The sequence below is a fragment of the Vibrio sp. MED222 genome (genome assembly GCF_000153005.1).
GTDB classification, from domain to species: Bacteria; Pseudomonadota; Gammaproteobacteria; order Enterobacterales; family Vibrionaceae; genus Vibrio; species Vibrio tasmaniensis_A.
In genome coordinates this window covers 1,510,395-1,536,813 of record NZ_CH902606.1, presented here as the reverse complement: position 1 = coordinate 1,536,813, position 26,419 = coordinate 1,510,395, and the positions used below count along the sequence as shown (strand labels likewise).

17 protein-coding genes are annotated in these 26,419 nt (G+C 42.8%); 7 read left to right on the top strand and 10 right to left on the bottom strand.

The window, feature by feature from the left end:
• Nucleotides 1-10 precede the first annotated feature (10 nt).
• Entirely contained in the window at nucleotides 11-1,363 is a 1,353-nt protein-coding gene (locus tag MED222_RS15020) for a sigma-54-dependent transcriptional regulator (RefSeq protein WP_009846255.1), read from the bottom strand.
• Nucleotides 1,360-3,333, bottom strand: coding sequence for an ATP-binding protein (locus MED222_RS15025; RefSeq protein ID WP_032555115.1), 1,974 nt, complete (start codon nucleotides 3,331-3,333; stop codon nucleotides 1,360-1,362). Before MED222_RS15025 ends, MED222_RS15020 begins: the two co-directional genes overlap by 4 nt.
• A 413-nt stretch (nucleotides 3,334-3,746) precedes the next feature.
• Here MED222_RS15025 and MED222_RS22830 point away from each other — a divergent pair, with 413 nt between their 5' ends.
• Both MED222_RS22830 and MED222_RS15030 read left to right on the top strand, forming a co-directional pair.
• Nucleotides 3,747-3,968 (top strand): AraC family transcriptional regulator, encoded by a 222-nt coding sequence (locus MED222_RS22830; RefSeq protein ID WP_081324597.1) that lies wholly within the window; start codon nucleotides 3,747-3,749, stop codon nucleotides 3,966-3,968.
• A 328-nt stretch (nucleotides 3,969-4,296) separates the two neighbouring features.
• Entirely contained in the window at nucleotides 4,297-9,411 is a 5,115-nt protein-coding gene (locus MED222_RS15030) for a hypothetical protein (RefSeq protein ID WP_009846253.1), read from the top strand.
• A 210-nt stretch (nucleotides 9,412-9,621) separates the two neighbouring features.
• Here MED222_RS15030 and dgcA read toward each other — a convergent pair whose 3' ends face one another.
• From dgcA to MED222_RS15050, 4 genes are all read right to left on the bottom strand, one after another.
• The gene (gene dgcA, locus MED222_RS15035) at nucleotides 9,622-10,608 is read right to left on the bottom strand and encodes an N-acetyl-D-Glu racemase DgcA (RefSeq protein ID WP_009846252.1); all 987 of its coding nucleotides are present in this window, start codon (nucleotides 10,606-10,608) and stop codon (nucleotides 9,622-9,624) included.
• Nucleotides 10,609-10,665: 57 nt separating this feature from the next.
• The gene (gene dgcN, locus MED222_RS15040; protein ID WP_009846251.1) at nucleotides 10,666-11,673 is read right to left on the bottom strand and encodes an N-acetyltransferase DgcN; all 1,008 of its coding nucleotides are present in this window, start codon (nucleotides 11,671-11,673) and stop codon (nucleotides 10,666-10,668) included.
• 91 nt (nucleotides 11,674-11,764) lie between these two features.
• On the bottom strand, nucleotides 11,765-12,670 hold the full coding sequence (locus MED222_RS15045; protein WP_009846250.1) for a LysR family transcriptional regulator: 906 nt from the start codon (nucleotides 12,668-12,670) through the stop codon (nucleotides 11,765-11,767).
• Nucleotides 12,671-12,813: 143 nt separating this feature from the next.
• Nucleotides 12,814-13,650 carry an SGNH/GDSL hydrolase family protein gene (locus MED222_RS15050; protein WP_009846249.1) on the bottom strand — a complete coding sequence of 279 codons (837 nt, stop codon included), beginning with the start codon at nucleotides 13,648-13,650 and terminating at the stop codon, nucleotides 12,814-12,816.
• A gap of 278 nt (nucleotides 13,651-13,928) precedes the next feature.
• Between MED222_RS15050 and MED222_RS15055 the strand changes: the two genes are divergently transcribed.
• The gene (locus tag MED222_RS15055; protein ID WP_050395120.1) at nucleotides 13,929-15,989 is read left to right on the top strand and encodes an alpha-amylase family glycosyl hydrolase; all 2,061 of its coding nucleotides are present in this window, start codon (nucleotides 13,929-13,931) and stop codon (nucleotides 15,987-15,989) included.
• A 111-nt stretch (nucleotides 15,990-16,100) separates the two neighbouring features.
• Here the strand turns inward: MED222_RS15055 and MED222_RS15060 are convergent, their stop codons facing one another.
• Nucleotides 16,101-16,613 carry an RNA methyltransferase gene (locus tag MED222_RS15060; protein WP_009846247.1) on the bottom strand — a complete coding sequence of 171 codons (513 nt, stop codon included), beginning with the start codon at nucleotides 16,611-16,613 and terminating at the stop codon, nucleotides 16,101-16,103.
• A 273-nt stretch (nucleotides 16,614-16,886) separates the two neighbouring features.
• On the opposite strand from MED222_RS15060, the gene MED222_RS15065 reads away from it, so the two are divergent.
• On the top strand, nucleotides 16,887-18,548 hold the full coding sequence (locus MED222_RS15065) for a methyl-accepting chemotaxis protein (protein WP_009846246.1): 1,662 nt from the start codon (nucleotides 16,887-16,889) through the stop codon (nucleotides 18,546-18,548).
• A gap of 176 nt (nucleotides 18,549-18,724) precedes the next feature.
• Here the strand turns inward: MED222_RS15065 and MED222_RS15070 are convergent, their stop codons facing one another.
• Together MED222_RS15070 and MED222_RS15075 are read right to left on the bottom strand one after the other, a co-directional pair.
• On the bottom strand, nucleotides 18,725-19,594 hold the full coding sequence (locus MED222_RS15070) for a LysR family transcriptional regulator (RefSeq protein WP_009846245.1): 870 nt from the start codon (nucleotides 19,592-19,594) through the stop codon (nucleotides 18,725-18,727).
• A 320-nt stretch (nucleotides 19,595-19,914) separates the two neighbouring features.
• Nucleotides 19,915-21,552: a methyl-accepting chemotaxis protein gene (locus MED222_RS15075; protein WP_009846244.1), complete on the bottom strand. Its 1,638-nt coding sequence runs from the start codon at nucleotides 21,550-21,552 to the stop codon at nucleotides 19,915-19,917.
• 258 nt (nucleotides 21,553-21,810) lie between these two features.
• Between MED222_RS15075 and MED222_RS15080 the strand changes: the two genes are divergently transcribed.
• Nucleotides 21,811-22,236, top strand: coding sequence for a DUF3010 family protein (locus MED222_RS15080; RefSeq protein ID WP_009846243.1), 426 nt, complete (start codon nucleotides 21,811-21,813; stop codon nucleotides 22,234-22,236).
• A gap of 265 nt (nucleotides 22,237-22,501) precedes the next feature.
• Here the strand turns inward: MED222_RS15080 and MED222_RS15085 are convergent, their stop codons facing one another.
• Nucleotides 22,502-23,401 (bottom strand): DMT family transporter, encoded by a 900-nt coding sequence (locus tag MED222_RS15085; RefSeq protein WP_009846242.1) that lies wholly within the window; start codon nucleotides 23,399-23,401, stop codon nucleotides 22,502-22,504.
• A 122-nt stretch (nucleotides 23,402-23,523) separates the two neighbouring features.
• On the opposite strand from MED222_RS15085, the gene MED222_RS15090 reads away from it, so the two are divergent.
• Together MED222_RS15090 and MED222_RS15095 are read left to right on the top strand one after the other, a co-directional pair.
• Nucleotides 23,524-24,954, top strand: coding sequence for an aminotransferase-like domain-containing protein (locus tag MED222_RS15090; protein ID WP_009846241.1), 1,431 nt, complete (start codon nucleotides 23,524-23,526; stop codon nucleotides 24,952-24,954).
• A 251-nt stretch (nucleotides 24,955-25,205) separates the two neighbouring features.
• On the top strand, nucleotides 25,206-26,369 hold the full coding sequence (locus MED222_RS15095; protein WP_032555114.1) for an amino acid permease: 1,164 nt from the start codon (nucleotides 25,206-25,208) through the stop codon (nucleotides 26,367-26,369).
• The last annotated feature ends 50 nt before the right edge of the window (nucleotides 26,370-26,419 follow it).

Below are 26,419 nucleotides of genomic sequence, written 5' to 3'. Positions count from 1 at the left end.
AATGAACCAGTTAGGCCTTGAAGCTCTCTTTATCCAATTGGTGTTTCTTCATTTTTCGATAAAGCGTTTTACGTGGCAGGTTCAGCTTGCTTGAGACCTCATTGATGTTGCCCGCGCTCTCTATCAACGCTTCGGTCAGTACATTTCGTTCGTACTGCTCCATCTGTTTTTCAAAGGCGAAATCTTCTCCGGACGACTCGCAAATCGGCGATTGAAGATCAAAGCCATCACCCACAATACCCAACACAAAACGATCAGCGACATTACGCAGCTCACGCACGTTACCCGGCCATTCGTGTCGACATAGCTGCTGTATTTGTTCGGGATAGATCGTTGACGGACGCGTCTTGTACTTGTGGCTCGCTTGAATCACAAAATGGCGGAATAACACCTGAATGTCTTCTTTGCGTTGACGCAATGCGGGAAGGTTTAAGCTAGCAATATTAAGACGATAGAAGAGATCGGCTCTGAACTCCCCCTTTTCACTCAAGCTCGCAAGATCGGCTTTGCTGGCGGCTACCACCACAATATCGACCGGGATTAACTCGTTACCACCAACACGCTCAATCATTCGCTCTTGAATCACGCGCAGCAGTTTAATTTGCACCGCAATTGGCATGCTTTCTATTTCATCAAGAAACAGAGTACCGCCATTGGCTTGTTCTATTTTGCCAATGCGTTTCTTGTTGGCACTGGTAAACGAACCCGCTTCATGACCAAACAACTCACTTTCGATAATGCTTTCTGTCATACCGCCACAGTTAATCGCGACAAAGGGCTTCGCCTTACGACGGCTAAATTGATGCAACGCGCGAGCAATCACCTCTTTGCCCGTTCCTGTTTCGCCGTTGATGATGGTATCAACACCAGTATGAGACAGTGCGAGCACTTGCTTGCGTATCGTATCCATCGCTTTTGATTGGCCAATAACCACCGTTTCAATCGGTAACTCAGCTTCCTCATCACCGTCTGTAGCTGCTGGGCAATTGTGCTGAGACTGTGCCAACGCTAAATCGAGCTTCTCTACCAACTCACTCGCATTAAGTGGCTTTTCTAAAAAGTCGAACGCCCCTAGCTTCATTGCCTCTATCGCCATGGGAATATCGCCATGGCCACTCATCAACAATACAGGGACGTTAGCGGCTCTATGTTGAATTGAACTCAGTAACGTAAGCCCATCCACCTGTGGCATTCGTACATCACACAATACAACCGACTGGCTGTTTGCTTTGAGCGATTTAAGGCCAAGGTTAGGGTCGGTAAAAGTGGTAACGCTAAACCCTTCTAGCTCTAACATTTCACTCACGGCTTCAACGACATCGATTTCATCATCGATAAGAACTATGTGTTTTTCTGCAGTCATGAGGCTATGCCTTTTGGTAGAGTGACGATAAAAGTGGTGCCTTGGTGTTCAACCGATTCCACGTGAATCGAGCCGCCAAAGTCTTTTATGATGTTGTATGCGATAGACAAACCAAGCCCAAGCCCCTTACCTGTTGTCTTGCGGGTATAAAATGGGTCAAACAGATGCGGAATGTCCTCTTCAGGTATCCCTAACCCGTTGTCCATCACCAAAATCTGAATGGTCTTCGAATGCTCTTGAGTTGAGATGCTGAGCTCTGGTTGTTCTCTGTGCTCAATGGCATCCAAAGCATTGCTGATCAAATTCACCAGTACCTGTTCTAAGCGAATGTTGTTAGCTCGAACCACCTGGTCGCTTTGGGGTGAATACTGAATCGAGACCGTGCTCTGTCTGGTTTCAAACAGGTCAATCGCATCACCAATCACCTTATTCAATTCAACGTTATCAATCTTTCCATCACTCTTACGTGAGAAGGCCTTTAGGTGACGAGTAATCGCAGCCACTTTATCTAACAAGACCTCGATTTTTTTCAGATTCTCTTCTGCCCTGTCAGGCCTTTGCTTGCCTAACCATAATTGAGCACTTCGAACATGACTGTTTACTGCCGTCAGAGGTTGATTGATCTCGTGCGTGATCCCGACACTTAATTGTCCCAACGCGGCTAATTTTCCGGCTTGAATGAGTTCATCTTGAGTAACACGTAGCTTGGCTTCGGCTAAGGTTCGCTCTTCAACCTCAGCCTCTAATTTTCGATTGGTTTGCTTAACGACTTTGGCCGTGGTCTGGAATACCTTTAGGTACTTGGCCATTTGCGTCACTTCGTCTTTGCCACGAATAGAAACTTCGGTATCCAGATGACCGGTAGAAATCGCGAACATGTTGTCTTTGAGCTGTAAAAGCCTTTCTAAAATACTCTTACGCACGTAGAACCATGAAATGGCAGCGGCAGCCAACACGCTAAACAGAGAAAGAAAAAGAGAGAGTTGTTGGTTCGATTGTAAAGACAGCTGCGCCAGCTGAATCGATTGGTCAATATTGCTATTCACCTTGCTAGTGTTGCTTTCGATCTGCACGGTTAATTGGTTCAAATGCTCGCGGCTGTTTTGCAGGAAGTATTGCTCTTGATAGAGATGATCGAGCGCTTTGTTTTTCATCCCATACAAGCTGCTATCACTTGAGGCAAGGTTATAGATCACTGTGAGTTGATGATCTAACTCAGGAAAATCACTTCTTAAATCACCACTGCCCCAGAGCTTCCACCACTCTTCCCCGACTTGTTCTAGACGGTAACTGGTGTAATCGAGCTCATTAAAGCTTGAGTCGTTATACAGCTTCTCTACTAAGCCTAATTGATAATAAAGCAGAGATTTCAACTGAGTATATTGGATTTGATCTTTGGCTGGGTCAGGCAAACTATCGAGTGAGTCACTGGCTTGTTGCAATAGAGGATAAAAGCCTTCAAGCAAATTACGAAGTTCTTGATTGAGTTGTTCTGACTCAATCTCACTTTGATACAACAGGCTCAGACTATTATTAACCTGGGCGATAAGATCTTTAAAATAGGCGTGATAATCAGGGAATTGAACCATAACGCTATTCATCACTGAAATGGCCTCTTCAATTTTGAGCATCGCCTGCTTACGCTCTAAATTAGATTCAGCGTCACTGAGCTGAGATGAGGTCGTGATAATCACACGCACCATGTCATTGAGGCGTGCAGCGTTATCTAAGGCGGGGATTTCACTCTCTTTTAATTCAACAAGGCGTTGGTTTAAATCGTCAAAGGTGAAGCTAGAGACAACTGAGAGGAAGATGGTGGTCATCGATAACATAGCCAATGCCAACACCAAACGCAGTTCAATGCCCTTCCAACCAAACCACTTACGACGCGGGATTTTGATCGAAAACGGGCGTTCAAAACTGTCTTTATTTTCTATCACCTCGGAGACATGACTACTCACTCGCTCCACCTTCTTCTCATCATAAAATCAACAGGATCCGTCAATGATTCAATCAGTTAGGTGATTTACCTATTTAATCTTAGATCGAATAGCTTTAGTGAAGCTATTAAACGAAGAGTAATCATTAACATTTCACATAAGATATCATAACAATTATTTTATAAAGCTTGCATGGTCTGTTTTGCGATAATAGAAAGTGACCGCACCGACAGAAACGTGATTACTTTATCAATCCCTGTCGGAGGGCATTTTAGTTCGAGCACTTCCAATAAAGTCTGATCATTTATCATAGAGATTGATCGTATTGGGCTTATCATTCGCAAAACGGTCTTGAATCTAAACTTTCAGACAAATTAGCAATAATGGAAAATCATGGAGTCTCGCAGTGTAGGACACTACCTATGTCGAAATAGGATGGATGTATCGATCGCAAGACAATTTTGGGTGGCAAATATGCCAAGGCCTTGCACAAAGGTACTTACGAGAAACTCTCTGAAGCATACCGTTATTTACTCTTGAAATGGCTACCAGACAGTGGGTTTGAACTGCGAGACCAACCATGCTTTGAGGTGTACCTGAATCGAGACCCAAGACGAACTAAACCTGAGAATTTGAAAACCGAAATCTATATTCCGATCAAGTAACTAAGAGAGCTTCCCTTGAGTCAGTCAATCACGGCTGGCTCATTTTTGCCCCAAAGTGCGTTAGCACTGACAGTTCAGGCTATTTCACACGCTGATAACTGGCTTAAAAATTTTACTAGGTTGGGCTGCCATTTTTGTAACTTGTGACCATTTGAGTCACAAAATTAATTCTAAGCACATTTAACCATTCATTGTTAAATTGCTTGTATCGGGTAAGTGACTGTGCTCATATCATCCTACCGTTTTTTGCGATAAAGTGTTGAAAATTAGTGAGACTTGTGCACGGAAAAACTCATGAATTTCATTGTGCGCTTTATGGAGATGAGAAATGAGTAATGATGTCAAACAACAGAGCAATCCATTTTCTACTGGAGGTGGTGGTGTTAACTTTGAAACTAGAGTTCAAGCTGCTTTTGCATTGTCATTGCTAACAAAGTCTTGTGTTCCTTGCTTATCACAGGATATGAGGGCAAAAGAGTTAAAGTTTCAGAATAAATATGATGGCGTAAATACGGATGACTTTGTTTTAGTTGCGACTGATAAAGCAAGTAACCAAAGTCAGCTTTTTGCTCAGATTAAGCATGAAATCACTATAAGTGGGGCTGTTGATTCAATGTTTGCTGAAGTTATTAATAGTGCATGGAAAGATTTTCAAAGTACTGAATTTAATGTTGAAAATGATTCAATTGCATTAATAACTGGCCCGTTACCCAAACTTGACGTTAATAATACTCTACCAATATTGGAATGGGCTAAGTATTCGTCAAACTCAGCAGACTTTATTAAAAAATCTAAAACGAAAGGCTTCACTAGTGAAGCAAAAGTTAACAAACTTAATATATTCAGGGCACAATTAACCGTTGCTAATGGTGGGAATGCTATTACTGATGATGAATTATGGCTTTTCTTAAAAGTTTTTCAGTTAGTTTCATTCGACTTAGATGCAAAATACTCAGTAGTTGCAAATCTTTTGTGCTCTTTGATTGAATGTTACTCGGATGAGTCACCACCTCTTGTTTTGTCTAAATTAGTAACTTGTGCCCAAGAATTTAACCAGAATGCAGGGACTCTAACTCAAGATAATGCACCTAAAGAAGTTAAATTGTTATTTGAGTCGACAAGTAAAGTAAATTTTGAACATGATTTTTTAAAGCTTAAAGAGCGTGGAGACCATATATTTGATGGAATATCGAACACTATTAATGGTTTTCATATAGATAGGGCTGAGCAGATAGCAGAAATATCTGAACTGTACGAGGTAAATGACTTTATTTTTGTTACTGGCGCTAGAGGTGTTGGAAAATCTGGAGTTGTTAAAGACTTTATCTCAACGAAAGGTAAAGATGTTCCTGTTTTCTATTTAAGAGCTGAAGACTTAGATAAAAACCACCTTAACGATGTCTTTACATCTATCGGAATGAACTCTACGTTAGGTCAGATTGAAGGGTACTTCTCGTTACTTAAAGAAAAAATACTTGTTATTGAGTCTCTAGAAAAAGTTTTAGAGCTAAATTATCAAGATGCATTTATTGATTTACTTCAATACATAAAAAAACAAGCGGGTTGGACCATTATTGCAACGGGCCGTGATTATGCATATCAACAACTTACTTTTAATTATCTTCAACCTAGTGCTATCCAGTTTGACAGTGTGAATGTGGAAGGGCTTACTACGGATCAAGTTGTCCAAGTCAGTGAGCATATTCCTGAGTTAACAGGGCTAATATCTAATGACTCGTTAACTGAATTGCTTAAAGTACCATTCTTTATCGAGATTGCAGTAAGAGCTATTGGTAATGGTGCACAATTTAAATCTGGTGATACTGAAGTCGATTTTAGAAATACTGTCTGGGCAACAGTGATTTCAAAAGAGGCAGATAGAAAATCAGGAATGCCAGATAAGCGAAGAACAACTTTTATTAATATTGCAAAACAACGAGCGAAAAAAATGTTGTTTGGTATTAGATCTAGTGAGTTTGATCCTGAAGTCATTGCTAAATTGGAAGAGGATCATTTAATTCACCGTGATCAGAAGTCTGCCACTATAAGTCCAATGCATGATGTATTAGAGGACTGGGCATTAGAAGAATACATAGAGATCGAGTTCGTTGAAAATTCGCAAGACTTAGTTCAATTTTTATTAACTATTGGTAATGAGCCTGCAATTAGTAGAGCCTTTCGGTTATGGCTATACAGAAAATTGAAATTTGATGATGCAACGAATGAATTTGTTGAAGAAGTCTTGACCACTGATGGTATAGAAAGTTACTGGAAGGATGAAGCTATTGCAGCGATTATGCAACATGGCTCGCCAGAGGATTTTCTATATTCTCTTAAGTCTCAGCTTCTAAAGGATGATTGCGCACTTTTGGTCCGCTTTTGCTTTATTCTCAGAATAGCCTGTCAAAGACCAAGTTCACTATATAATAATTTACTGGTTAAAGACGAAAAATCAGGGATTTTGAAATCTTTGTTTTTACAGCCCTATGGTAACGGTTGGGAGGCATTGTTTAATTTTATCTATGAGGTTAAGCATGACTTGAGTAACACTATGCTTACTCAAGTTGTTGAGGTGATAAATGAATGGTGTGGACTCGTTAATATATATGAGGAACTACCAAATGCATCACAAAAGGTTGGCTTGTTAAGTTTATGGCTGCTTGAACAGGTTAAAGATTCTTATCGTGATGAGGGGCGAAGAAAGAAAATACTTAATGCCCTATTAAAGGTTTCGACAGCAATCAAAGAAAAATTTGATGAATTAATGGATCAGGATGTTTTCATCTCCAAGGTAAAGCCTAGAAGGTTAAGCTATGTTGATGAGCTGACTAGTTTAGCCCTTGTAGGCACTAATGTGCCTATGTTATGCAAGCGTAATCCTGACTTTGTAGTTAAGCTTTCTTTGCATGAGTGGTTACTGCAAAAAACAGAAGAAGATGAGTTTGGCTATAGTTCTTATGGCCGAATTGATGTTGAAGAATCCTATGGTTTAGATCGAGAACGTGATTTTTTCCCCGCAAGTGGTTCTAAAGGACCTTTTAAGTACCTCCTTGAATCAAAACCTAGATTAGCGTTAGATTTTATTATTAAATTATGCAATTTAACTGCACAGAAGTATGCTGAATCTGAGTTTGGCGCTCCTTCTGCGGATGAACAAGAAAAGTACTTCTCTGATGAAGTAGCTGCAAAGCAAGTGGGTGTGATTCTTACTGATGGAACATTAATAAAGCAGTATGCCTCGCCTCACCTTTGGAAAGGTTACCGAGGTCAGTCAACATTACCATATCTTCTTCAATGTGCGCTTATGGCGTTAGAAAATTGGTTGGTTGAATATGTAGATACGTGTAGTGAAGACAATGAAATAGAATGGATATACGATTACTTGTTGAGAAAAAGTAACTCTGTAATGCCTACATCTGTTTTATCTTCTGTGGCGACAGGTTTCCCTAATAAAGTAGGAAAAGCAGCATTTCCTTTACTGAAAACTGCTGATTTATACCATTTAGATTTAATTCGAATGACGCAAGAAATGGGGGGGAATGAACTACACTTTTTTAACCATCAAAGAGATGTAATGACACAAATTTACATCGAGGAAAGAAGAAAAGCCGCACTTAGACCTTGGAGAAAAGAGTCGTTAGAAACCTTATTAACAAGGCTTCAATTCGTAAGTGAGTTAAGAGATGATGCTTTAAAAATTGTTGATGAATTGACAGATGAAGCGACTGCTCGTAATGAAAAAAATCTTCGGTATATGGTACACCGAGTTGATACAAGGACTTGGGAAGCTGTTGAAGATAAAGATAATGATCGAATATTGCTTCAAAGCTCGTCTGATCTTCCAGCAGATTTAAAGCAAGATCAGCAAGAGTATAATGAAAAACATGCAATTGATAACACTGTAACTAGTTTGAATTTATGGGGACGGAAATTATTCGAAGAGAAATTGCTCGAAGAAAAATATTTCTCTTCATATCAAGATGCATTAATAGCCGCAAAAGAATTACTCAATTCCCTCCAAAAAGGTGAAATTCACAACTTTGCCGATATGGCGGTTGGTACAATCACAACTGTTGCTGCTGTTTGTGTTAGAGATGACCTTTTGAACTTAAGTGATGGAGATAAAGAGTGGTGCCTAGGAGTTATCCTAGAGTCAATATTTATGCACGCAGATAATATGAATGGAACAACAGCCCATGATAAGACTGATTATTATGGCTCTGGAGCGTGTGCATTTGTTTTGCCTAAATTATTTGATTTAGAGTTAGATCCAGAACAAGAAAAGCATTTGAAGTTTGCTTTGGCAACAGCATTAACCCATGAGAACCTTAATGTTAGTGCTGATGCTGCTAAGGGGGTAAGGGAATTTCTTTGGTCAAGAGACGCTGAATTAGCATCCAGTTGTATAGCTGGAATAGTTGAGTATGCCAGATTACGAAGAGAAGATAGTGTGGTACGTAGGTTTTATCATCTACAAGGTGATGAGTTGCAAGCAGCTATCGAAAAATGGAATGCCCTTATAACAACATTTCGTAATGAATTAGTTGATGGAAAATTTAAGCTTTCGGTTAACGATATTTCTTTGGAAAGCCATTGTTCATGGTTTCTTCATTTACCAATGTTAATGGTTCCATATTGTACTATGGATGATGTTCAGATCCAGTTGGTTAACAGGTTAGTGAATTTTGTATTTGATACTGAATATCAAAATCATCGTTCAAGTGGTGATGAAAAAATAAATCATGACATAAAAAAACAGATGCAAGATTGCCTTTCTGAGCATGTTATTTATTCAAGAAATAATAATTTTATGCCCTTTAAAGAGCTATTGCTCTTAGGGTGTTCAAAAGCCCCCAGCTTTATTTATTCTATAACACTCTCATATAATGTAGTAGTGGAAAAAGAAGATGATTATTACGCAGTCTGGTCACTTTGGAGTTTATTAGCACCAGAGGCACATAAGATAGCCATGAATGATGTCAATGACCGTTATGTAGGGTTACAGAATGATTTAAATCAGCTATTACGTGGACTAATGTATGCGGATAGTCCTTGGCAAGGTCATCCTAATGAAGAACGTGACATGAAGGCTGGGGCACACTATTTATTGGAATTTGCTAATCAATCTGCTGGCAATAGCCACGTTTTTGAAGCTTTAGCGTCTTTAATATATCACTTTCATAGTGTGTTCTTTGATAAAGGTATTCATCTTCTAACTTCAAAGTTCACTGTGAACTCAGAACTTATAGGTAAGCAAATTAATACGGCATATTATTTAGAAATGTCGATAGGACGATATCTTCAAATAGAAAATAGAGGTGCATTAAATAGGAAAATGTATAACTCATGCCTTGAGCTACTTAATGGAATTGTAGAAACTGGTTCTGCAAGGGCTTATTATCTACGAGAGCACATGATTAGATCGAGAAAAATACGTGTTTAGCTATACTAATTTTCACTTGCTCAGACTTGATCTTATAGTCATCAAGTACGTCTTGGTGGCTGTACTTGAGCCTGAATATTTACAATGTAGGTCTTCGATATTTCTCTCATCTAACTTAGTAGATATAGGACAAAAGTCCTAACTCACTTTTGTCCAAAAGTTCGCGTGCCTACCTATAACCTGCATCACCATACTGAACGCTAAGCCACCTTAAAGAATGATCATCCCATCTTGATAAGTCAGTGCTTGCGAAACATCTTGCCCAAGTAATACAGGACCATCAAGGTCGACGATTTCAGATTGAACCGCAATAGGCAGCGCCGCTCGCATCGCCAATGAGGTGCCTAGCATACAACCCGACATCAGAGTAAATCCTAGCCTTTGAGCTTCTTCAGCAAGTACCAATGCTTCGGTCAAACCGCCCGTTTTATCGAGCTTGATATTGACCATTTCATACTTGCCTAACAAAGATGAAAGTTGCGAAGTGGTATGACAGCTTTCATCCGCACACAGTGGAATCGGGTGATTGATATGTGCCAGTGAGGCATCATGCTGCTGTGGAAGAGGTTGTTCGATCATCGCGATATCAAACTCAGTCAGTTGATTGAGCAACTCTTCGAGATTCAACCCTGCCCACGCTTCATTAGCATCCAGTACAATCTGAACATCTGCCGCAGCTTCTCGTACCGCGCAAACACGCTCTACTACCTGCTCGCCATCAAGCTTCACTTTTAGAAGTTTCGCACCATTCGCCACATAATCTCGAGCTTGGGTCGCCATCGCTTCTGGCGTACCAATCGAGACGGTCATTGCAGTAACGATTTGAGCAGGTAACTCAAACAAGCTATTTGGAAACGTCTGTTCGTTCTGCTGCGCTTCAAAATCCCAAAGCGCACAATCGACCGCGTTTCGCGCTGCCCCTCCGGTCAATAAAGACTGAAGATGCTCTCTTAGCTCTGCGGGATCGGTAACGCCTCGTGCAAACATAGCTTCAAGTGCGCTAGACGCTTGTTGGATTTGCGCTAACACAGACTCCGATGACTCGCCGTATCGTGGGTAAGGCGTACATTCGCCCTGAGCTTGTTTGCCACCATGTTCAATGTAAACACGAACAACGTGACACTCAGTTCGGCTGCCACGAGAGATGCGAAAAGGTGTTTGCATCGCGATAGTAATAGGTTCTGCTGTAATCTTCATAATTTCACTCGATTGATGTTCGCTTTAACAAATGGAAACGTAGAAATGATGAAATCGTTAAAGTGAATGTCGCAAATGATCAGTAATATTTTGTACACCAAAACGAACCGGGTCCGTCACGGGTACTTGATAGAGTGTGGTCCATTCTTGGCATAATATCTCAGCGTCTTCAGTGCTAATCGCCGACGTGTTCAAACAAATGCCAACCAGTTTCACGTCTGGATTCGTCAATCGCGCGGCTTGCAAGTTAGCTTCGATCGTCTGTTCAATCGTTGGCAATTGCGCATGAGGAAGGTTGCGAATATGTGGTCGCCCGACTTCATGGCACAACACCAAAGCATCGGCTTGTGCGCCATGTAATAACCCCAAACTCACGCCTGCAAACGAAGGGTTGAACAAAGAACCCTGCCCTTCAATGATGTCCCACTCGTAGTCAGTAAAATCGGGGCTAATCGCTTCAACCGCGCCAGAAATGAAATCCGCCACCACAGCATCAATCGAAATACCGCTGCCGTCAATCAAGATACCCGTCTGCCCTGTCGCTTTGAACTGAGCGGATGTACCTGACTCTTTAAGGGACTTTTCAATCGCCAACGCCGAGAACATTTTTCCTACTGAGCAATCGGTTCCGACCGTAAGAAGGCGCTTACCTTGACGAGGCTTACCGCTACCAACCTTTAGGTCACCATCAAAGTGGCGTACATCATGAAGCTTAGTCAATCCGCGTTGCTGCATGTCAGCAAGCGGTGAAAATTCACTCAGTCGTTGGTGCATGCCAGATGCAATCTCAAATCCCATTTCTGCAGCTTCCATTATGGTTGGCTGCCAAGAGTCAGGAATAACACCACCTGGGTTTGCTGTGCCAATCACTAGCGTTTTCGCGCCCTGTGCTTGCGCCTCTTGTAAGGTCATATCCGTTAAACCAAGTGAAACGGTAACGTCTGTTAAACGAAGCTGACCTAGGCAAATTTCTGGTCGCCATTGATGAATACCGCGAGCTGTTTTTGCGGCAAGTGGGTCGGTAACATCCCCAAGAAAAAGAAGGTAAGGTTGAGCGATAGACATGAGTATTCCTAATTAATAAATCCTTGTATGGGTTTACTTTAATTAAGAACTTAGAAGCTGCCGAATACCTATTTATGACGAGCCTATAACCTTAAGTTATAGGGTGAGTGTGGCTCTTCAATGAAACGATAAATTGCTTAACGGAAATCGACTGAGGGGTGTGCTCTGCACAAAGCATCGATACCGAGAATTGGATATCCGGCTGCAGTGAAAACACGCAAACCGAGTCGTCATTTTGATACTGCTCTGCAGTCCACGGATCCACAATCGCAAACCCCGCTTGGTGCTTCACCAGTTCTGCCGCAGCGCTGTATCCACGTACCGATATAGGGTGGTGATAATGCTCATCGCGTGCAATAAGGCTTTGATGTAACAGGAGGCCTAATGGATCGCGGCTATCAAGCCCGATGATTGGCAGCGGATAATTGATAAGATCATCTAGCGTTAATTCTGCCGGTAACTGCTCAACCATATTGGATGGAACCAAAACCTTGAGCGATTCGGCTAATAGCGTTTCACTTAATATCGCAGGCGGTGCTTCATCGCCAAACGCGATAGCAATATCAAGCTCATGCTTTAATAGCCCTGCACACAGTTCATCACGGTTTGCTGTCAGCAACTCAAAAGAGAGCTCTTGTTTACTGGAATATTGTTCGCGAGACATTTGGGCTATTACCGGAGTCAGCAATTTGGTCGCCAGTATCGGCGGCGCACCAATACGTAAATGCTGATGTCCTTGCTTTACTTTGTTGGTCAGAGATCGAAATTGACCCAATTGCTGATACACCTTTTCCGCTTCGGGCAGTAAGGTTTTTGCCTCTACCGTTGGCACCAACCGACCTTTGACACGCTCGAACAATCCAAACCCAAGTTGTTGCTCTGTGTGTGCCAGAATACGGGTCACATTAGGTTGTGACACATGCAGATTACGTGCGGCTCCAGATACGGTTCCGGTTTGCATGATGGCGTAAAAGACTTCCAACTGTCTTAGGTTCACATTGATGTCCTTATGGTTCGCGAAACAAATCTAGGGGTTGGCTTTTCTTGTATTAGCTAAGCTGTTTATCGGTCGAGCTGTTTAATTAGCTGTCTATTTATTTATCTACTCGGCTATTTGGCTATTTGGCTATTTGCGTGAGTTTATTTTAGTAACTCAGCTATCGTAGGTTGAAGCACCTCAGCCCAAGCTTGGTAAGCCTTCGCATTCAAGTGTAAGTCATCACACGAGTACTCATTCGACAAAAGCTTATTTGGTGACAACACAGAATTCACATCTAAGAACGCAATGCCTTGCTGAGAACAGTACTCGCTTATCTTGCTATTGAGCAGTTCAACCGACGAATTCAAACCTTGCAGTTTAGAGCCAACATAAAGCGTTGATTGCGCCAAGATTCGAATATCGTTTTCTTGCCACACTTCAAGCATATCAATGTAGTTCTGGTAGATATGTTCGACATCATAACCCTGAGCCAAATCGTTTATCCCAGCCATAAAGCACACCAGCTTTGGCTTCACATTCAACGTGGTATCAATACGGCGCAACATGCCAGTTGTGGTGTCACCCGCTAAGCCACGGTTGACCATCGAAACATCGCGAAAGATATCCGCCCAAGGTGCCCATTCGGTGATCGAATCACCAAACATCACTAGGTCTGCATTTGGGGAAAAATGGCGGTGATTGTCCGATGTCATGATGTAACGACTCATACTGTGGCCTCGTTGCTGAATCTCAGACTGAACAGCAACCGCTTTGAGAATATCACTGTCCGGTGTAGTGCTATCAAATTGAGCCAGCAACCCTTCGATGTGAGGCTTAAAAGGGCTAAGACGAGTGCTCAGTTGGTGGTGTTCTTTAAGGGAAGATAACCTCTCTAGTAATGCATACAGAGAGCGGTTTTGACCAACTTCTTGGAATAACTGATAAAGATCGAGGACAGGGTGTTGCTGCAGCGCGGCAAGTAATTGCTTGTCTTCCATGGTGTTATCTAACCCTTCAATTATCTAATGATGAACCCAAGATAATATCCGATTGCTTACGGGATAGATAACATTAGAAACAAAGAATGACTTAATCTCTACAAGGCTGGTTACATACCGCATAAAAATATCTTCCGGTACAAATCTCGTTCCGACTCAAAAATCAGCACTTCATCATAATATGTATAAGAAATTAGCCACATATTGTGACCTCAGTCTCTCAGCCTACCGTCTACTCCTATTGCCACTATTTAACGGAGGATTTATAGAATATCAGGATGGTGAATAATAGGTTAAATCATAATAATAAGGACCTTTACGTGAAACTTTCTCTATCCAATACCGCGTTGGCCGTTACCGCCATCCTACTTGCAGGTTGCCAATCTGCACCTGAATCAGTTCAAGAACCAACAGCATACCAATGCCAAACGAATACGAATGCCGACGTGAATGACTTGAGGATCTATCAAGTGATGGTCGAAAGCTTTGTCAGTGGCGATGACTCAATTGGTCATGGGACAGGCTATGGAACCAGTCATCATAACGGAGATATCCAAGGTATTATCGACTCACTTGATTACATTGAATCTCTTGGCATGAACGGTATTTGGCTAACCCCAATCTTTAATTCAGAGCCTATCGAAAACCAAGACCATTGGGCCGATAGACTGGATGCAACCGGTTATTTTGCCACCGATTATTTCAATATCGATCCGAGATTCGGAACGATGGAAGAAGCTAAAACCTTAGTTGAAGAAGCGCATGCTCGTGGGCTTTATGTCTTCTTTGATGGCGTATTTGGCCACCACAAAAAAAACGTAGTGCCGTCACCAACAGGTAAGCTGCCCCAAGGAGAGGATAATCCAGTCTCATACCCTGAGAGCCTAGCCTTCTATCAAGAAGTTGCCGAGTATTGGATCAAAGAACTCAAAATTGATGGTTGGCGCTTAGATCAAGCTTATCAAGTGCCAAAAGAAGCTTGGAGTCAAATCAGAGAAACGGTAGACACCGCTTCTTCTCAAGTCGAATACGTAAACAGCGAAGGTAAAACCGTGAACCCTCTGGGTTATATGGTCGCGGAAATTTGGGCAGGTGAGAACCGTATTATTGAAACAGGCTACGGTTCAAATGAAGCACCGGCCTTATGTTCTGCGTTTGATTTCCCTATGCGCTACCGCCTGACGGAAACCTTTGCTGTAAACGAAGCTGGCGTGGGGAACAAAGGTGGAGAGTGGCTTGCAGAAGGCATGTCTTTACATTCGTTATACCCAGACCACGCAAAGCCAAATTTAATGATCGGTAACCATGACCTTGTGCGCTTTGGTGACTTATTACAGCGCGGTGATATCGCTTCTCCACAAGACAAAGAGTATTGGCAGCGCTATAAAGCGGCATTTTCATTCCAAGCAGCTTATACCGGCCCAATTACGACCTACTATGGGGACGAGATTGGCGATCAGCTAGAAGGTTTTGCAGACAAAGTATGGACTGATGACTGTGCTATTAATGGTCTGTGTGATGATCACGTAGCCCGTACTAGCGGTAAAGTAGAAGGTGTCACGGCCCAACTCAATGCGCACGAAAAAGACTTAAAGCAATACGTGACAAACTTGATGAAACTGAGAGAAACGCACCCCGCTCTATCACAGGGTAAACGTACAAACCTGATGGCCAATGATGTCGCGTATGTCGATCACAAAGCCTATGAAGGCGATGCTGTTGTCTACGCAGTGAACGTTACCAACAAAGAACAAACCATAAAACTAACCAAAGAAAAAGCAGGCTCCATAGCTGATCTGAAGGATATTGAATCCAAGCAATCGATCTCAGCTATTGATGGTCACTACTCTATCGTTCTAAGCCCATTTGAAGCTCGTTTCTTGTCGATAACACAGCCAAGTGAAAAAGGGCCAATTGCGGCGATACTAGCGACAGGAAATGAAGTTGGACAAGGCTTCATGGCTCAATGTGACAATCCAACAATAAAAGCTGAAGGCCCTATTTCGAGCCCGCTTTATGTGGTTGGCAATTTTGCTGATTCAGGTTGGAAACACGTGGGTCAACGAGAGTTTGAATATAAAGGTGACAACACTTACCAAGTCGTCACCACTGAAAAACCGGGCAGTTATCGCATGCAATATGCATCCAAGGCTTGGTCACCTCAGTTCACAGCGGATGGGCTTAACCTAAAGTTAGGACAGCTTAACTCGTTAATTAAAGGTGGTTACGGTCAAGATACCGCTATAACTATTCGTAATGCTGGGCAGTATGTATGGAGCTTACAATTCGATGATGCGGGGCAACCACTGCAAATCATGGCTTCCAAATGTGCTGAATAGCCAAACCTAAGATCCGAGATCAACCAAGTAAACCCCCCTTATTCCTACGAATAAGGGGTTTTCTTTAATCTGCATTGGATATTAAGAGACCAGACACGATTAGAACGATATCTACCCCTGCTTCACTTGCAGGTGATTACGGTTATCGCGGCTTTTCTTGATCAGCTCGTTGCTCTCGTCCATTTCATCTGACTTAGCAAGGCGATCATAAAGTAGCACATTCACTGTTGCTGCTAGATTCATGCAACCAACAGTTGGTACATAAACAACATGGTCAGCTCGGTCAGCGACATCTTGAGAAATAGAACCATCTTCAGGGCCAAAGATATAGATAGCGTTCTCTGGGTGTTTAAAACGTGGCAGTGGTGTTGCACCTTCAGCCAACTCCACACATACGATCTTAGTTTCTGAATTAAGGTTATCTAAAAACGACTCGACACCAGTAAGCGGGATAGTACGCGTTGCACTCTTGGTATCGGTGTGAAATTTTGCAGCCTTGTCGTAGCGTTGCCCTGTGTATTTAACTTCGTCGACTTGGTAGCAACCCGCCGCACGCATAACCGCGCCAACGTTTGTCGGGCTCTTTGGGTTAGTTAAACCAATAGTCACATGGCTTTTGTTCATGAATCTTTCTCACTTAACGAATAGACATAGCAGGGTGCTACAAAGCGTCGCATTCTACCAAAGCAGCGCCAAATTCAAAAGCATCGAAACGAACGGCTCTTTTTACAGATAAGTACTTAGTTGCACCACCTATCACTTCAAAACCTAACCGCCATCATATTTATCAAACAAAAAGGTTTTAGGATAACAATTCAACAACAAGTCCGTTTACATTTCGAAACCACATTAATAATGTGTTGAAAATTGCCTGAGACAATCACATAGGAAGTGCTAATGACCCTCACCATCAAAAACCGCCTTTATATTCTCTCTTTTATCCCTTTGCTACTAATGGCAATTGGGATGATGAGCGTGACGTATATGAAGAGCACTGAGCTAACCGCACAACAAGTAGAATCGACGCGTAGCAATATGATGGCGATGAAAGAAAAGGAACTCAAAGCGTACCTGCAAATGGCTCAGTCTTCGATAACTCCTTTCTTAGAAAAAGGTGCCACGCTTGAAGAAGCATTACCCACATTAAAAACTCTAGAATATGGTGAATCTGGTTATATTTTTGGCTACAGCTCTAAGGGTGTAAGAATCGTCATCGGACAAGGTACCGATGGCATTGGTAAAAATTACTACGACCTTCAAGACAAACAAGGCAATTACCTAATCCAAGACCTGATTAAGAACTCAAAAATTGGGGAATTCACCACTTACTACTTTCCCAAGCCAGGTCAATCCATTGCGTTACCAAAACTCAGCTACTCAATCTTTATTCCACAATGGGATTTAATGCTCGGCACGGGTTTTTATACCGATGATATTGACGCCGTGATCAGTGACATGAAAGAGAGCTCGAATGCTGCGCTACAAAGCTCACTGACTGCCATTGCAATTTTCTGTGGCTTGATTGCCTTAGTGGTAGCGGTTTTCGCTGTTGCAGTGAACCGTACAATCATGCAACCACTCGAGCAATTTGACCGTTCGATCAGTGCCTTTGCAAGTGGTGAGGCCGACCTAACGGCTCGAATGGAAACATTCAAAGCGCCTGAGTTCGCCAAACTTAGTGAGAACTTTAATGCCTTTGTTGCTAGCCTACAGACCATCATTCGTAGCGTGAGCGATGTGGGTCAGCAAGTTGTATCAGAAACGAGCAGCATGTCTTCTCGCGCAGCTCAGGTCGACGAGATAGCAACAGGTCAACGTGAAGAGACAGAACAAGTAGCAACGGCGATGACCGAGATGACGACAACTGCGCAAGAGATCTCAAGCAACGCAAGCCAAGCCGCCGACTCAGCTAAACTTGCAGAGAACAATGCAAAAGAAGCTCAGCAAATAGTCAATGCTGCTGCAGGTTCCGTAGCAGACCTTGCAAGTGAAGTATCAGAAGCAAACACTGTGGTATCTCGCCTTGAAGGAGATGTACAGAACATTTCATCTTCACTGACTGTCATTCAAGATATCGCGGAACAGACCAACCTATTAGCACTAAATGCCGCGATTGAAGCTGCGCGAGCTGGTGATCAAGGCCGAGGTTTTGCGGTAGTTGCGGATGAAGTTCGTAAGCTTGCAAGCCGCACACAAGAGAGCACGGGCGACATTCACAAAATGATCCAACAGCTAAAATCCGCTTCAGATGCCGCGGTGAAAGCAATGGATTCGAGCCAAAGCAGAAGTGCTCAAACGGTAGAAGAAGCAAATGCAGCAGCTGCAGCACTTGCTAAAATTCAAGATTCGATTGATACCATTATGGACATGAACTCACTGATTGCGACGGCGACTGAACAACAGAATATTGTTGGCCAAGAGATATCTCAACGCATTGTTGTGATTTCAGACCAAAGTTCTCAATCGGCATCGCTAGCAAACCAAAACCGTACAGGTAGCCAAAACCTAAACAGCCGAGCAAACGAGTTGTACCACTTGGTTGATCGCTTCACGGTTTAATGTTTAATGTTTAATGTTTAATGTTTAATGCTTAATGCTTAATGCTTAATGCTTAATGCTTAATGCTTAATGCTTAATGCTTAGCAAGTAAAAGCTATAGAACATCAATAAAAATGGGCTTCAGAATCTTTGTTCTGAAGCCCATTTTCTTGTCCATTGTGTCTTGCCAGATAGAACTAGTCTAATTGCTCAGACAAGAAGTCGACTAACAAGCGAACCTTTGAAGACAAATTACGGTTCTGTGGGTAAAGCGCCCAAATCCCCTCTTTATCGTCTCGGTAATCAGATAACACCTCAACCAATTCACCAGACTCAAGATCTTCACTCACGTAATATTCTGGTAGCTGCACTAAGCCAATACTCTGTTTCGCTGCGTCTTGTAAGGCTAAGCCACTGTTACATTTAATGCGTCCATTAACCCGAACTGAGCGAGGTCGCCCATTTTCTTTAAAGCGCCAATGCTCAAAGCCGCCGACTAAACATTGATGATTGCTCAACTCAGAGAGCGTATGCGGTTCACCGTAACGTTCAATATATTCAGGGCTTGCGCACACGTAGAGTTGACGTTGAGACAGCTTCTTTGCCACAAGGCTCGAATCTTCTAAGCGACCAAGACGAATAGCGACATCGACACCCGAATCAATAAGGTCGAGCTTTTGATTGGTCAACATCAGCTCAAGTTCGACTTGTGGGTGGAGCTTTAAGAACTGATGAAGTATTGGGGCGAGTTGACGCTCACCATAAGTCACAGGTGCCGTTACTTTCAGCAAACCTTTCGGCGTGGATTGCATCTGCGTGACGGCTAACTCAGCAATTTCTAAACCCTCGACCAACAACTTACACTGCTGATAATAGAGTTGCCCAGCCTCTGTTAGAGAAACCTTACGAGTCGTTCGATTGAGTAGTTTTACTGCGAGGCGTTCCTCAAGATTTGCCACTCTACGACTGATTTGAGCCACTGACGTAGCGAGTTTCTGTGCGGCACCAGTAAAGCTTTCGCGCTCTGCCACTGCAACAAACTCACTTACCCCTTCCCAATTGGCCATGCCTCTACCCTATTTTGAACTATGGTTACCCATACAGTGTATTGAAGATATAGATCAGTGTCACCTAGCTTAATATGCGCCATGCACATACAAAGGCCTTCATTGAAGCTAATATCGCATTCCCCACAAGGCTCCTATCGACCTAATCTACAAAGTTCGAACCGACCTTGTATTACAAATACTGTTATCAAAAAATACTCGCACCAAAAAAGAAAGCCCGCACTCATTGAGTACGGGCCTTATTATTGTCTATTACAGATGCGTGAGGGTTAAAACTAGAAACGATTAGCCACTCACTTTTGCCTGTTCAGTCTCAAAGATTACACTTCAAACTGAGAAACTAGGCTATCAAGTGCTTCACACTGTTCTGCTAGTGAGATGCATGCGTTCTCTGCATTGTTTGCCATCTCAACCATTTTCATGGTGCTTTCCGCGATACGTTGAACATTCTGGTTCACTTCTTCAGACACCTGAGACTGCTGAGAAGCCGCTGTTGCGATTTGCGTATTCATCTCATTCATCTTGCCGATTGAGTTACGAATCTCGCTCAATGATGAAGCTGCAGTGCCCGCTTGAACAATGGTTTTCTCGCCACTTGCCTTGCTTTCTGTCATCACGCCAACGGCATGTTTGGCGCCAACTTCTAAGCGTTCAATCATTGATTGGATTTCACCCGTACTGTCTTGAGTTTTGCTCGCAAGCGCACGGACTTCATCAGCAACTACCGCAAAACCACGACCTTGTTCACCAGCACGCGCTGCTTCAATCGCCGCATTTAATGCCAATAGATTGGTTTGCTCTGCAATGCCTTTGATCACGCCAAGAATAGAAGCAATGTTCTTCACATCAGTATCCAATTCCTGAACCACACCACCTGCATTCTCGATATCTTGCGCAAGGCGTTCAATTGAAGTTACGGTTAAGCCCAAAGTGCTGTCTGCTGATTCCACTTCATTGTTTGCAACATTACTTGCGGTTGCCGCATCTAATGCATTACCACTTACCGTTTCACTGGTCGCTTGCATTTCATGAACGGCAGCCGCGACTACTTCACTTTCTTTCTGTTGATTCGAAGAAAATTCAGCCACATTCTGCGTTATTGATTTGATGTTTTCCATCTCTGCACGTACGGCATTTGATGTCAGAATCACTTGTTCAACAGTGGTATGTATCTTACTAACAAACTTGTTAAACGCTGAACTTAAGCGAGCAATCTCATCAGAACCTTCAACTTTCATTCGCTGAGCCAAGTTACCGTCACCCGATGCGATTTCATTCATCGCTTTCTCTACGCTCTGAATCGGCTGAACGATAAAACGGTTCGATAACCACATCGAAAACAAAGCCGCAAGTACCGCCACGGCCATACCTACTTCGATGATCAGCTTACTTTCTTCAATCGAGTCATTAGCTTGCTGGCGAAGCTCTTTTTGTTTTACTGCAATCAGCTCTCTAATATAGCCGAGTTGATCGTGAATGATCGAAAACTCAGCGTCCAATGCCGGCGAGTAATCTATGTTGTGTTGAAGAGCATTGGCAGGGTCAGCGAACATTGGTTCGTGCAATGCCACCCACTTTTTCATCGCCTTTACCAGTTTCGCTAGCTCGTCTTGAGAAGATGAGTCTAAGACACCTGCGGTATATAGAGTTTGGACACTCTCAAAGCGTGGAACGGCTTTGTAAGCGTTGTCTTTGAATTCGAATTGTTGATATTCAATTGCCTTTTGATCTTTCGCAAGCAACAGGCCTTGGGCAGATGCAATGACTTGATAGATATCTCGGTACCCATCTTCTAGGTTGTCGAGAACCGGTTGAACCACATTATTGAGCTCATGGTTAATCGCTGCTTGCGCGTTAGATTTAATCACGTTAAGCACAGTAACAGTTGAGAAAACAATCACGATAACCATTAGAGGGATCGCAATTTTACTCTTAATAGAAAGGTTTTTGATATTCATAGAGGGTTTATAACCACACATTAAATAGGGACGCGCGCATAATATACAGTATCGATAAAAAAGCCAGCTATAGTTTTGTGAATCTCATCGCATATAAAACTAGACGATGAAAACGAGTGCTTCGCATTTAACCGGACGTCAACCTGAAAAAGTTAAAGTGGACAATATTGAATTTATTTACCTTAGACATGTTCTATTACTGGAGAAGTCATCGAAATAACACCATAATATAGGGCTCTAAAATAAGTAGGTAAGAACATGAAAATTTGTGGTGTTGAAATCAAAGGTAACGATGCAGTCATCTGTCTTCTATCTCTATCAGACGGTGTATTTAACATTCCTGATTGCCGAGTTTCTAAAGTTGCGATTAGTGACGCAAACGACACACAGAATATGAAAGATTTTCAATTTTCTTTTGCAAAGTTAATGGAAGATTACCAAGTAGAAAAAGTGGTAATTCGTCAACGCCAAACTAAAGGCAAATTTGCTGGCGGTGGCTTCGGCTTCAAACTAGAAGCGGCAATTCAGTTGATCGACGGCCTAGACGTAACCGTTGTATCTCCGAATGAAATCAAAGAAAGCCTTAAGCGCAACCCTCTTATGATGAAGTTCAAAGAAACAGGCCTTAAGCAGTACCAAGAAGCACCGTTTACCACGGCTTACGCTTGTTTAATGCAGCGCTAATCAATAGTCGCTAGCCAATATTGATACAGAAAGAGCCTGAATATTCAGGCTCTTTTTTGTTTCTAGCAATCTACTTCAAGTCGAGTTATACCAATCACAGTAAGTAAGTGTTCAAAAATAGCGTAGGAAAAAAGCTTGAGAACAAGGCAGCATTTTTCGATAAGCAGTTATTCTACAATCAAAAATTCTAACGAAGTTATCGAGATTTTTAACAAGCTAGGGTGACCAGTTAGTTACTACGATTGGTATAATTTTGGTAGACACATTACCTCTCTAATGCTGTTCGTCTACGGAACTTAATCAACTCAGGCTTTTTCACCACCAGATAAACAGCGGTCGCTGACAACGCGAAGCCTATTGCGCCATAAATGTCGAATGACTCTCCAAAAATGAGCCACGCTTGAATGGCTGTTGTGGGTGGAACTAAGTAAAACACCGATGCCACACTTGAAGAAGCGCCATGCTCTACCATGTAAAGCAGCAATAGAATAGCAATGCACGATAAAACAATCACTAGCCAAGCCAGAGTCAACGTGAACTCAATAGTCCAGTTCACCTGCATAGTTTCGTAGCGCATTGCAAAAGGTAAGAACAATGCTGCTGCTGCCAAGTACTGCACCATCGCGCCACCGACCATATCTGTACCCTGACAAAAGCGCTTCTGATACAAAGTACCGACCGTAATACCCACCAAAGAAACCAAACACAACAAAGTTGCCGTGACTTTTTGGTCATCTGACTGCCACTCAATATTGCCCATTAGCACCAAGCTAATACCTGCGAAACCAAGAGCTAAACCTAACCATTGTGCGAAGTTAAAACGCTGCGAGGTACAGCTGATCATTATCAATGCCGTCAGAATCGGTTGTAAGCCAACAAGCAGAGAACTCAACCCGGCAGGCATACCCATATCAATCGCGAGATAAGTGCCACCAAGGTAGAAGCCATGAATCAAAATGCCCACCACACAAGCGTGAAAAAATGCTCGACCACGAGGAATACGACGCTTAAGGATTGAAATCAAAACCAAGAATAGCGCCACGTTGGCTACCATCCTAAGTGAAAGTAACGTTGCGGGTTCAGCGTATTCAACACCAAGACGGGCGCCAACAAAGCCTGACGACCACAATAGTACAAACACAAACGGAATCATTTTAATCAGCATTACAAACCTCTGGTCAACTCTTCATCAATGCTGTTACCTTAGTTGGGTACAGATAACTAATAAAGATACAGATATAACACTTTAAATGGTTACAGATTAAGTGTGAGTAACAAGGGGGAAACATGGAAGCAGAACTCAGCGGCAATAAATATCTCGCGATAGAACAACACATTAAGGCTCAGATCGATAAAGGGCTCTTCCACCCAGACGACCGCTTGCCTTCCATTCGTCAACTCAGCGAACAACTCGGAGTGAGCAAAAACACCGTAATTCGCGCTTATCAAGAGCTGGAAGCGACGGGCTGGGTTTATTCTGTGCCTAAATCAGGCTATCGCGTAAAAGTACCGAACACCACTAGCTGGGATGCACCGAGCCAGCCTCAAAAAGTCGATCTGCTTTCAGTGACTAAATCGGTTCTCTCTCGCCCAAAAGGCCGTCTAAAATTGTTGGCAGGTTCAGCACACCCGAATATCAACAACCCGGCTATTCGTAGCTTGTATGCCGAAATCGGTCGCCATAGCCGTTTGCAAACTCAGCTTCCCGGTTATTACCAATTACCTCCCGGTGATGATCAATTAGTAAAGCAGTTGTTAAAGATCACCCATGATCTAGGCGTGCCTGCGGGATCGAATGAAATTGCAATTACACATGGTGCTCAACAGGCAATCAGTCTGGCTTTACGTGCATTAACCAAACCGGGAGACATCGTGGCGGTCGAGTCGCCCTGTTACTTCGGCAATCTGCTTTTACTTGAATCGCTTGGCTTGCAAGCACTAGAAATTCCAAGCAGTGTTAGCCACGGCATTGATATTCCATCACTACAAAGTTCGTTGAACAAATGGGAAGTAAAAACCTTACTGCTAACACCAAACTTTACCAATCCAACGGGTTCACGAATGCCATTGGCTAACCGAAAGGCATTACTGGATATCTCCGGATCTTTACCGATTATCGAAGACGATGTATTCGGTAGCTTGGCATTCGACACACCCATTGCCAGCCTCAAAGAGCTTGATAACCAAGATCGAGTCATTTACGTCAACTCTTTGTCCAAGACCTTAGATTCTCGCTTGCGTATTGGCTGGTTACTCTCAGGCCGTTACCAAGCTCAAGTTGAAAAATACCTGTTATGCGACAACATGGGCAGCTCCAATTTAATGCAATCCGCGGTGGGTCAATTTCTCACTACCGGTAAATATCGCAGCCACTTATCCAAAATGAAACGACTCTACCAAATCAATCAAAAGCAATTCCAAAGCCTGTTAATACAAGCGCTTGATGGCTATGAACACCTTGTTGGCCGCTACCATCTGTCAAAGCCTGAGGGATCTTTTTTAAACTGGATCACGTTACCTGAATCGGTCGATAGCTACGCGATTTATCAAGATTGTTTGAAGCAAAAATTAGGAATATTACCTGGCACAGTATTTGGGACAAACGATCAATATAAACACTGCTTGCGCTTCACGGTAGCGAATATCGAAGAGAGTAAAGAGTGGAAAGAAGGGGTTGTGACACTAGCGAAAATAATCGCCAAACATACTTCTTTCTGATCGAATATTTCTGACTGCTAGATCATTCAACAATGAATAAACGTTAACTAAAACAACAAATACAATCACCAAGAAAATGCGTCAAACGATCACAGATAACACTCCGAAATACCTTTGTAAGTTTTTTAGAAAAATTCAAAAATAATTAGAATTTAACCCCTAACTTTACTGAGTATTTTGTTAGTCTTGGAAACAATTATTTACAATCCAAACAAAAATTAATTGGATCGCTAGAGGTTGTTTTTTTGAATATGAAATTATTCGGCAGTTCCCTAATCCTTTCGGGAACTGCATTAGGGGCTGGCATGCTTGCTATTCCCATGGTGTTGGCCCAGTTTGGCTTCATGATCAGCTCAGTGCTGATGCTACTTATCTTTATCGGCACCACTTACTCTGCACTCCTACTGGCAGAAGCGTGTACCAAAACGAAAGACAACAGTGGCATGAGCAGTGTTGCTTACCTCACTCTGGGCAGCAAAGGTAAACACTTTATCAATGCACTCTTTTACCTGCTGCTGGTATGCATGCTGATCGCCTATATCTTGGGTGTTGGCGACATCATTCATAAGCTATTGCTCGACGTCGGCGTAGACATCTCTGCATCCGCTGCTTATACCGTTTTCAGCCTATTGATGGGTGTGATTGTAGTCGCGGGTAAGTCTTATATCGATAAATTAAACCGTGGTCTATTCATCATGATGGTGGTAATGCTGTTTATTGTAATTGCCTCTCTGTTTAGCAATATCCGTCTAGATTACCTAACTCAAACTAGCCAATACACGGCCAATGACGTGGTGCAGTACAGCGCGGTTATCTTTACCAGTTTTGCCTCTATGGTGGTGATCCCGTCACTGGTTATCTACAACCGCGAAGCGACTCAAAAGCAGATCCGCAATATGATTCTGCTAGGCTCAGTGATACCACTAATCTGCTACCTAACTTGGTTGTTCGCGATTATCGGTAACCTTGGTACAGACGCGATCAGCCAGTTCCACAACATTTCAGAACTGATCTCAGCATTTAGCGGTCAATCTGCTTGGTTAAAAGTCGTGATTGCGCTGTTCTCAGCGCTAGCACTGGTGACCTCTTTCCTTGGTGTATCCATGGCGTTGTATGACCAAAACAAAGACGCAGTCACCAACAACAAAGCATTAGCTTATGCTCTGACCTTTGTATTGCCTTTGGTATTAGCAGAGCTGTTCGCAAGCCAGTTCGTGAGCATGCTGGACTATGCAGGCATGGTGTTGGTGTTCCTAGCTATCTGGGGACCACTCGCAATGGTGGTTAAGGTTCGTAGGCCTGACTTCCCTCACCTACAAACCGAAGGCAGCTATACAGCAGCCGGTGGCGATACGGCACTGATGGCAACATTCGGTTTTGGTGCGTTGATTTTTATCTCTTGGTTTATGGGGTAAATCCCAATTGAATAGACTATCTGTTGCCATTTAGAAGGCGGCAGATACAA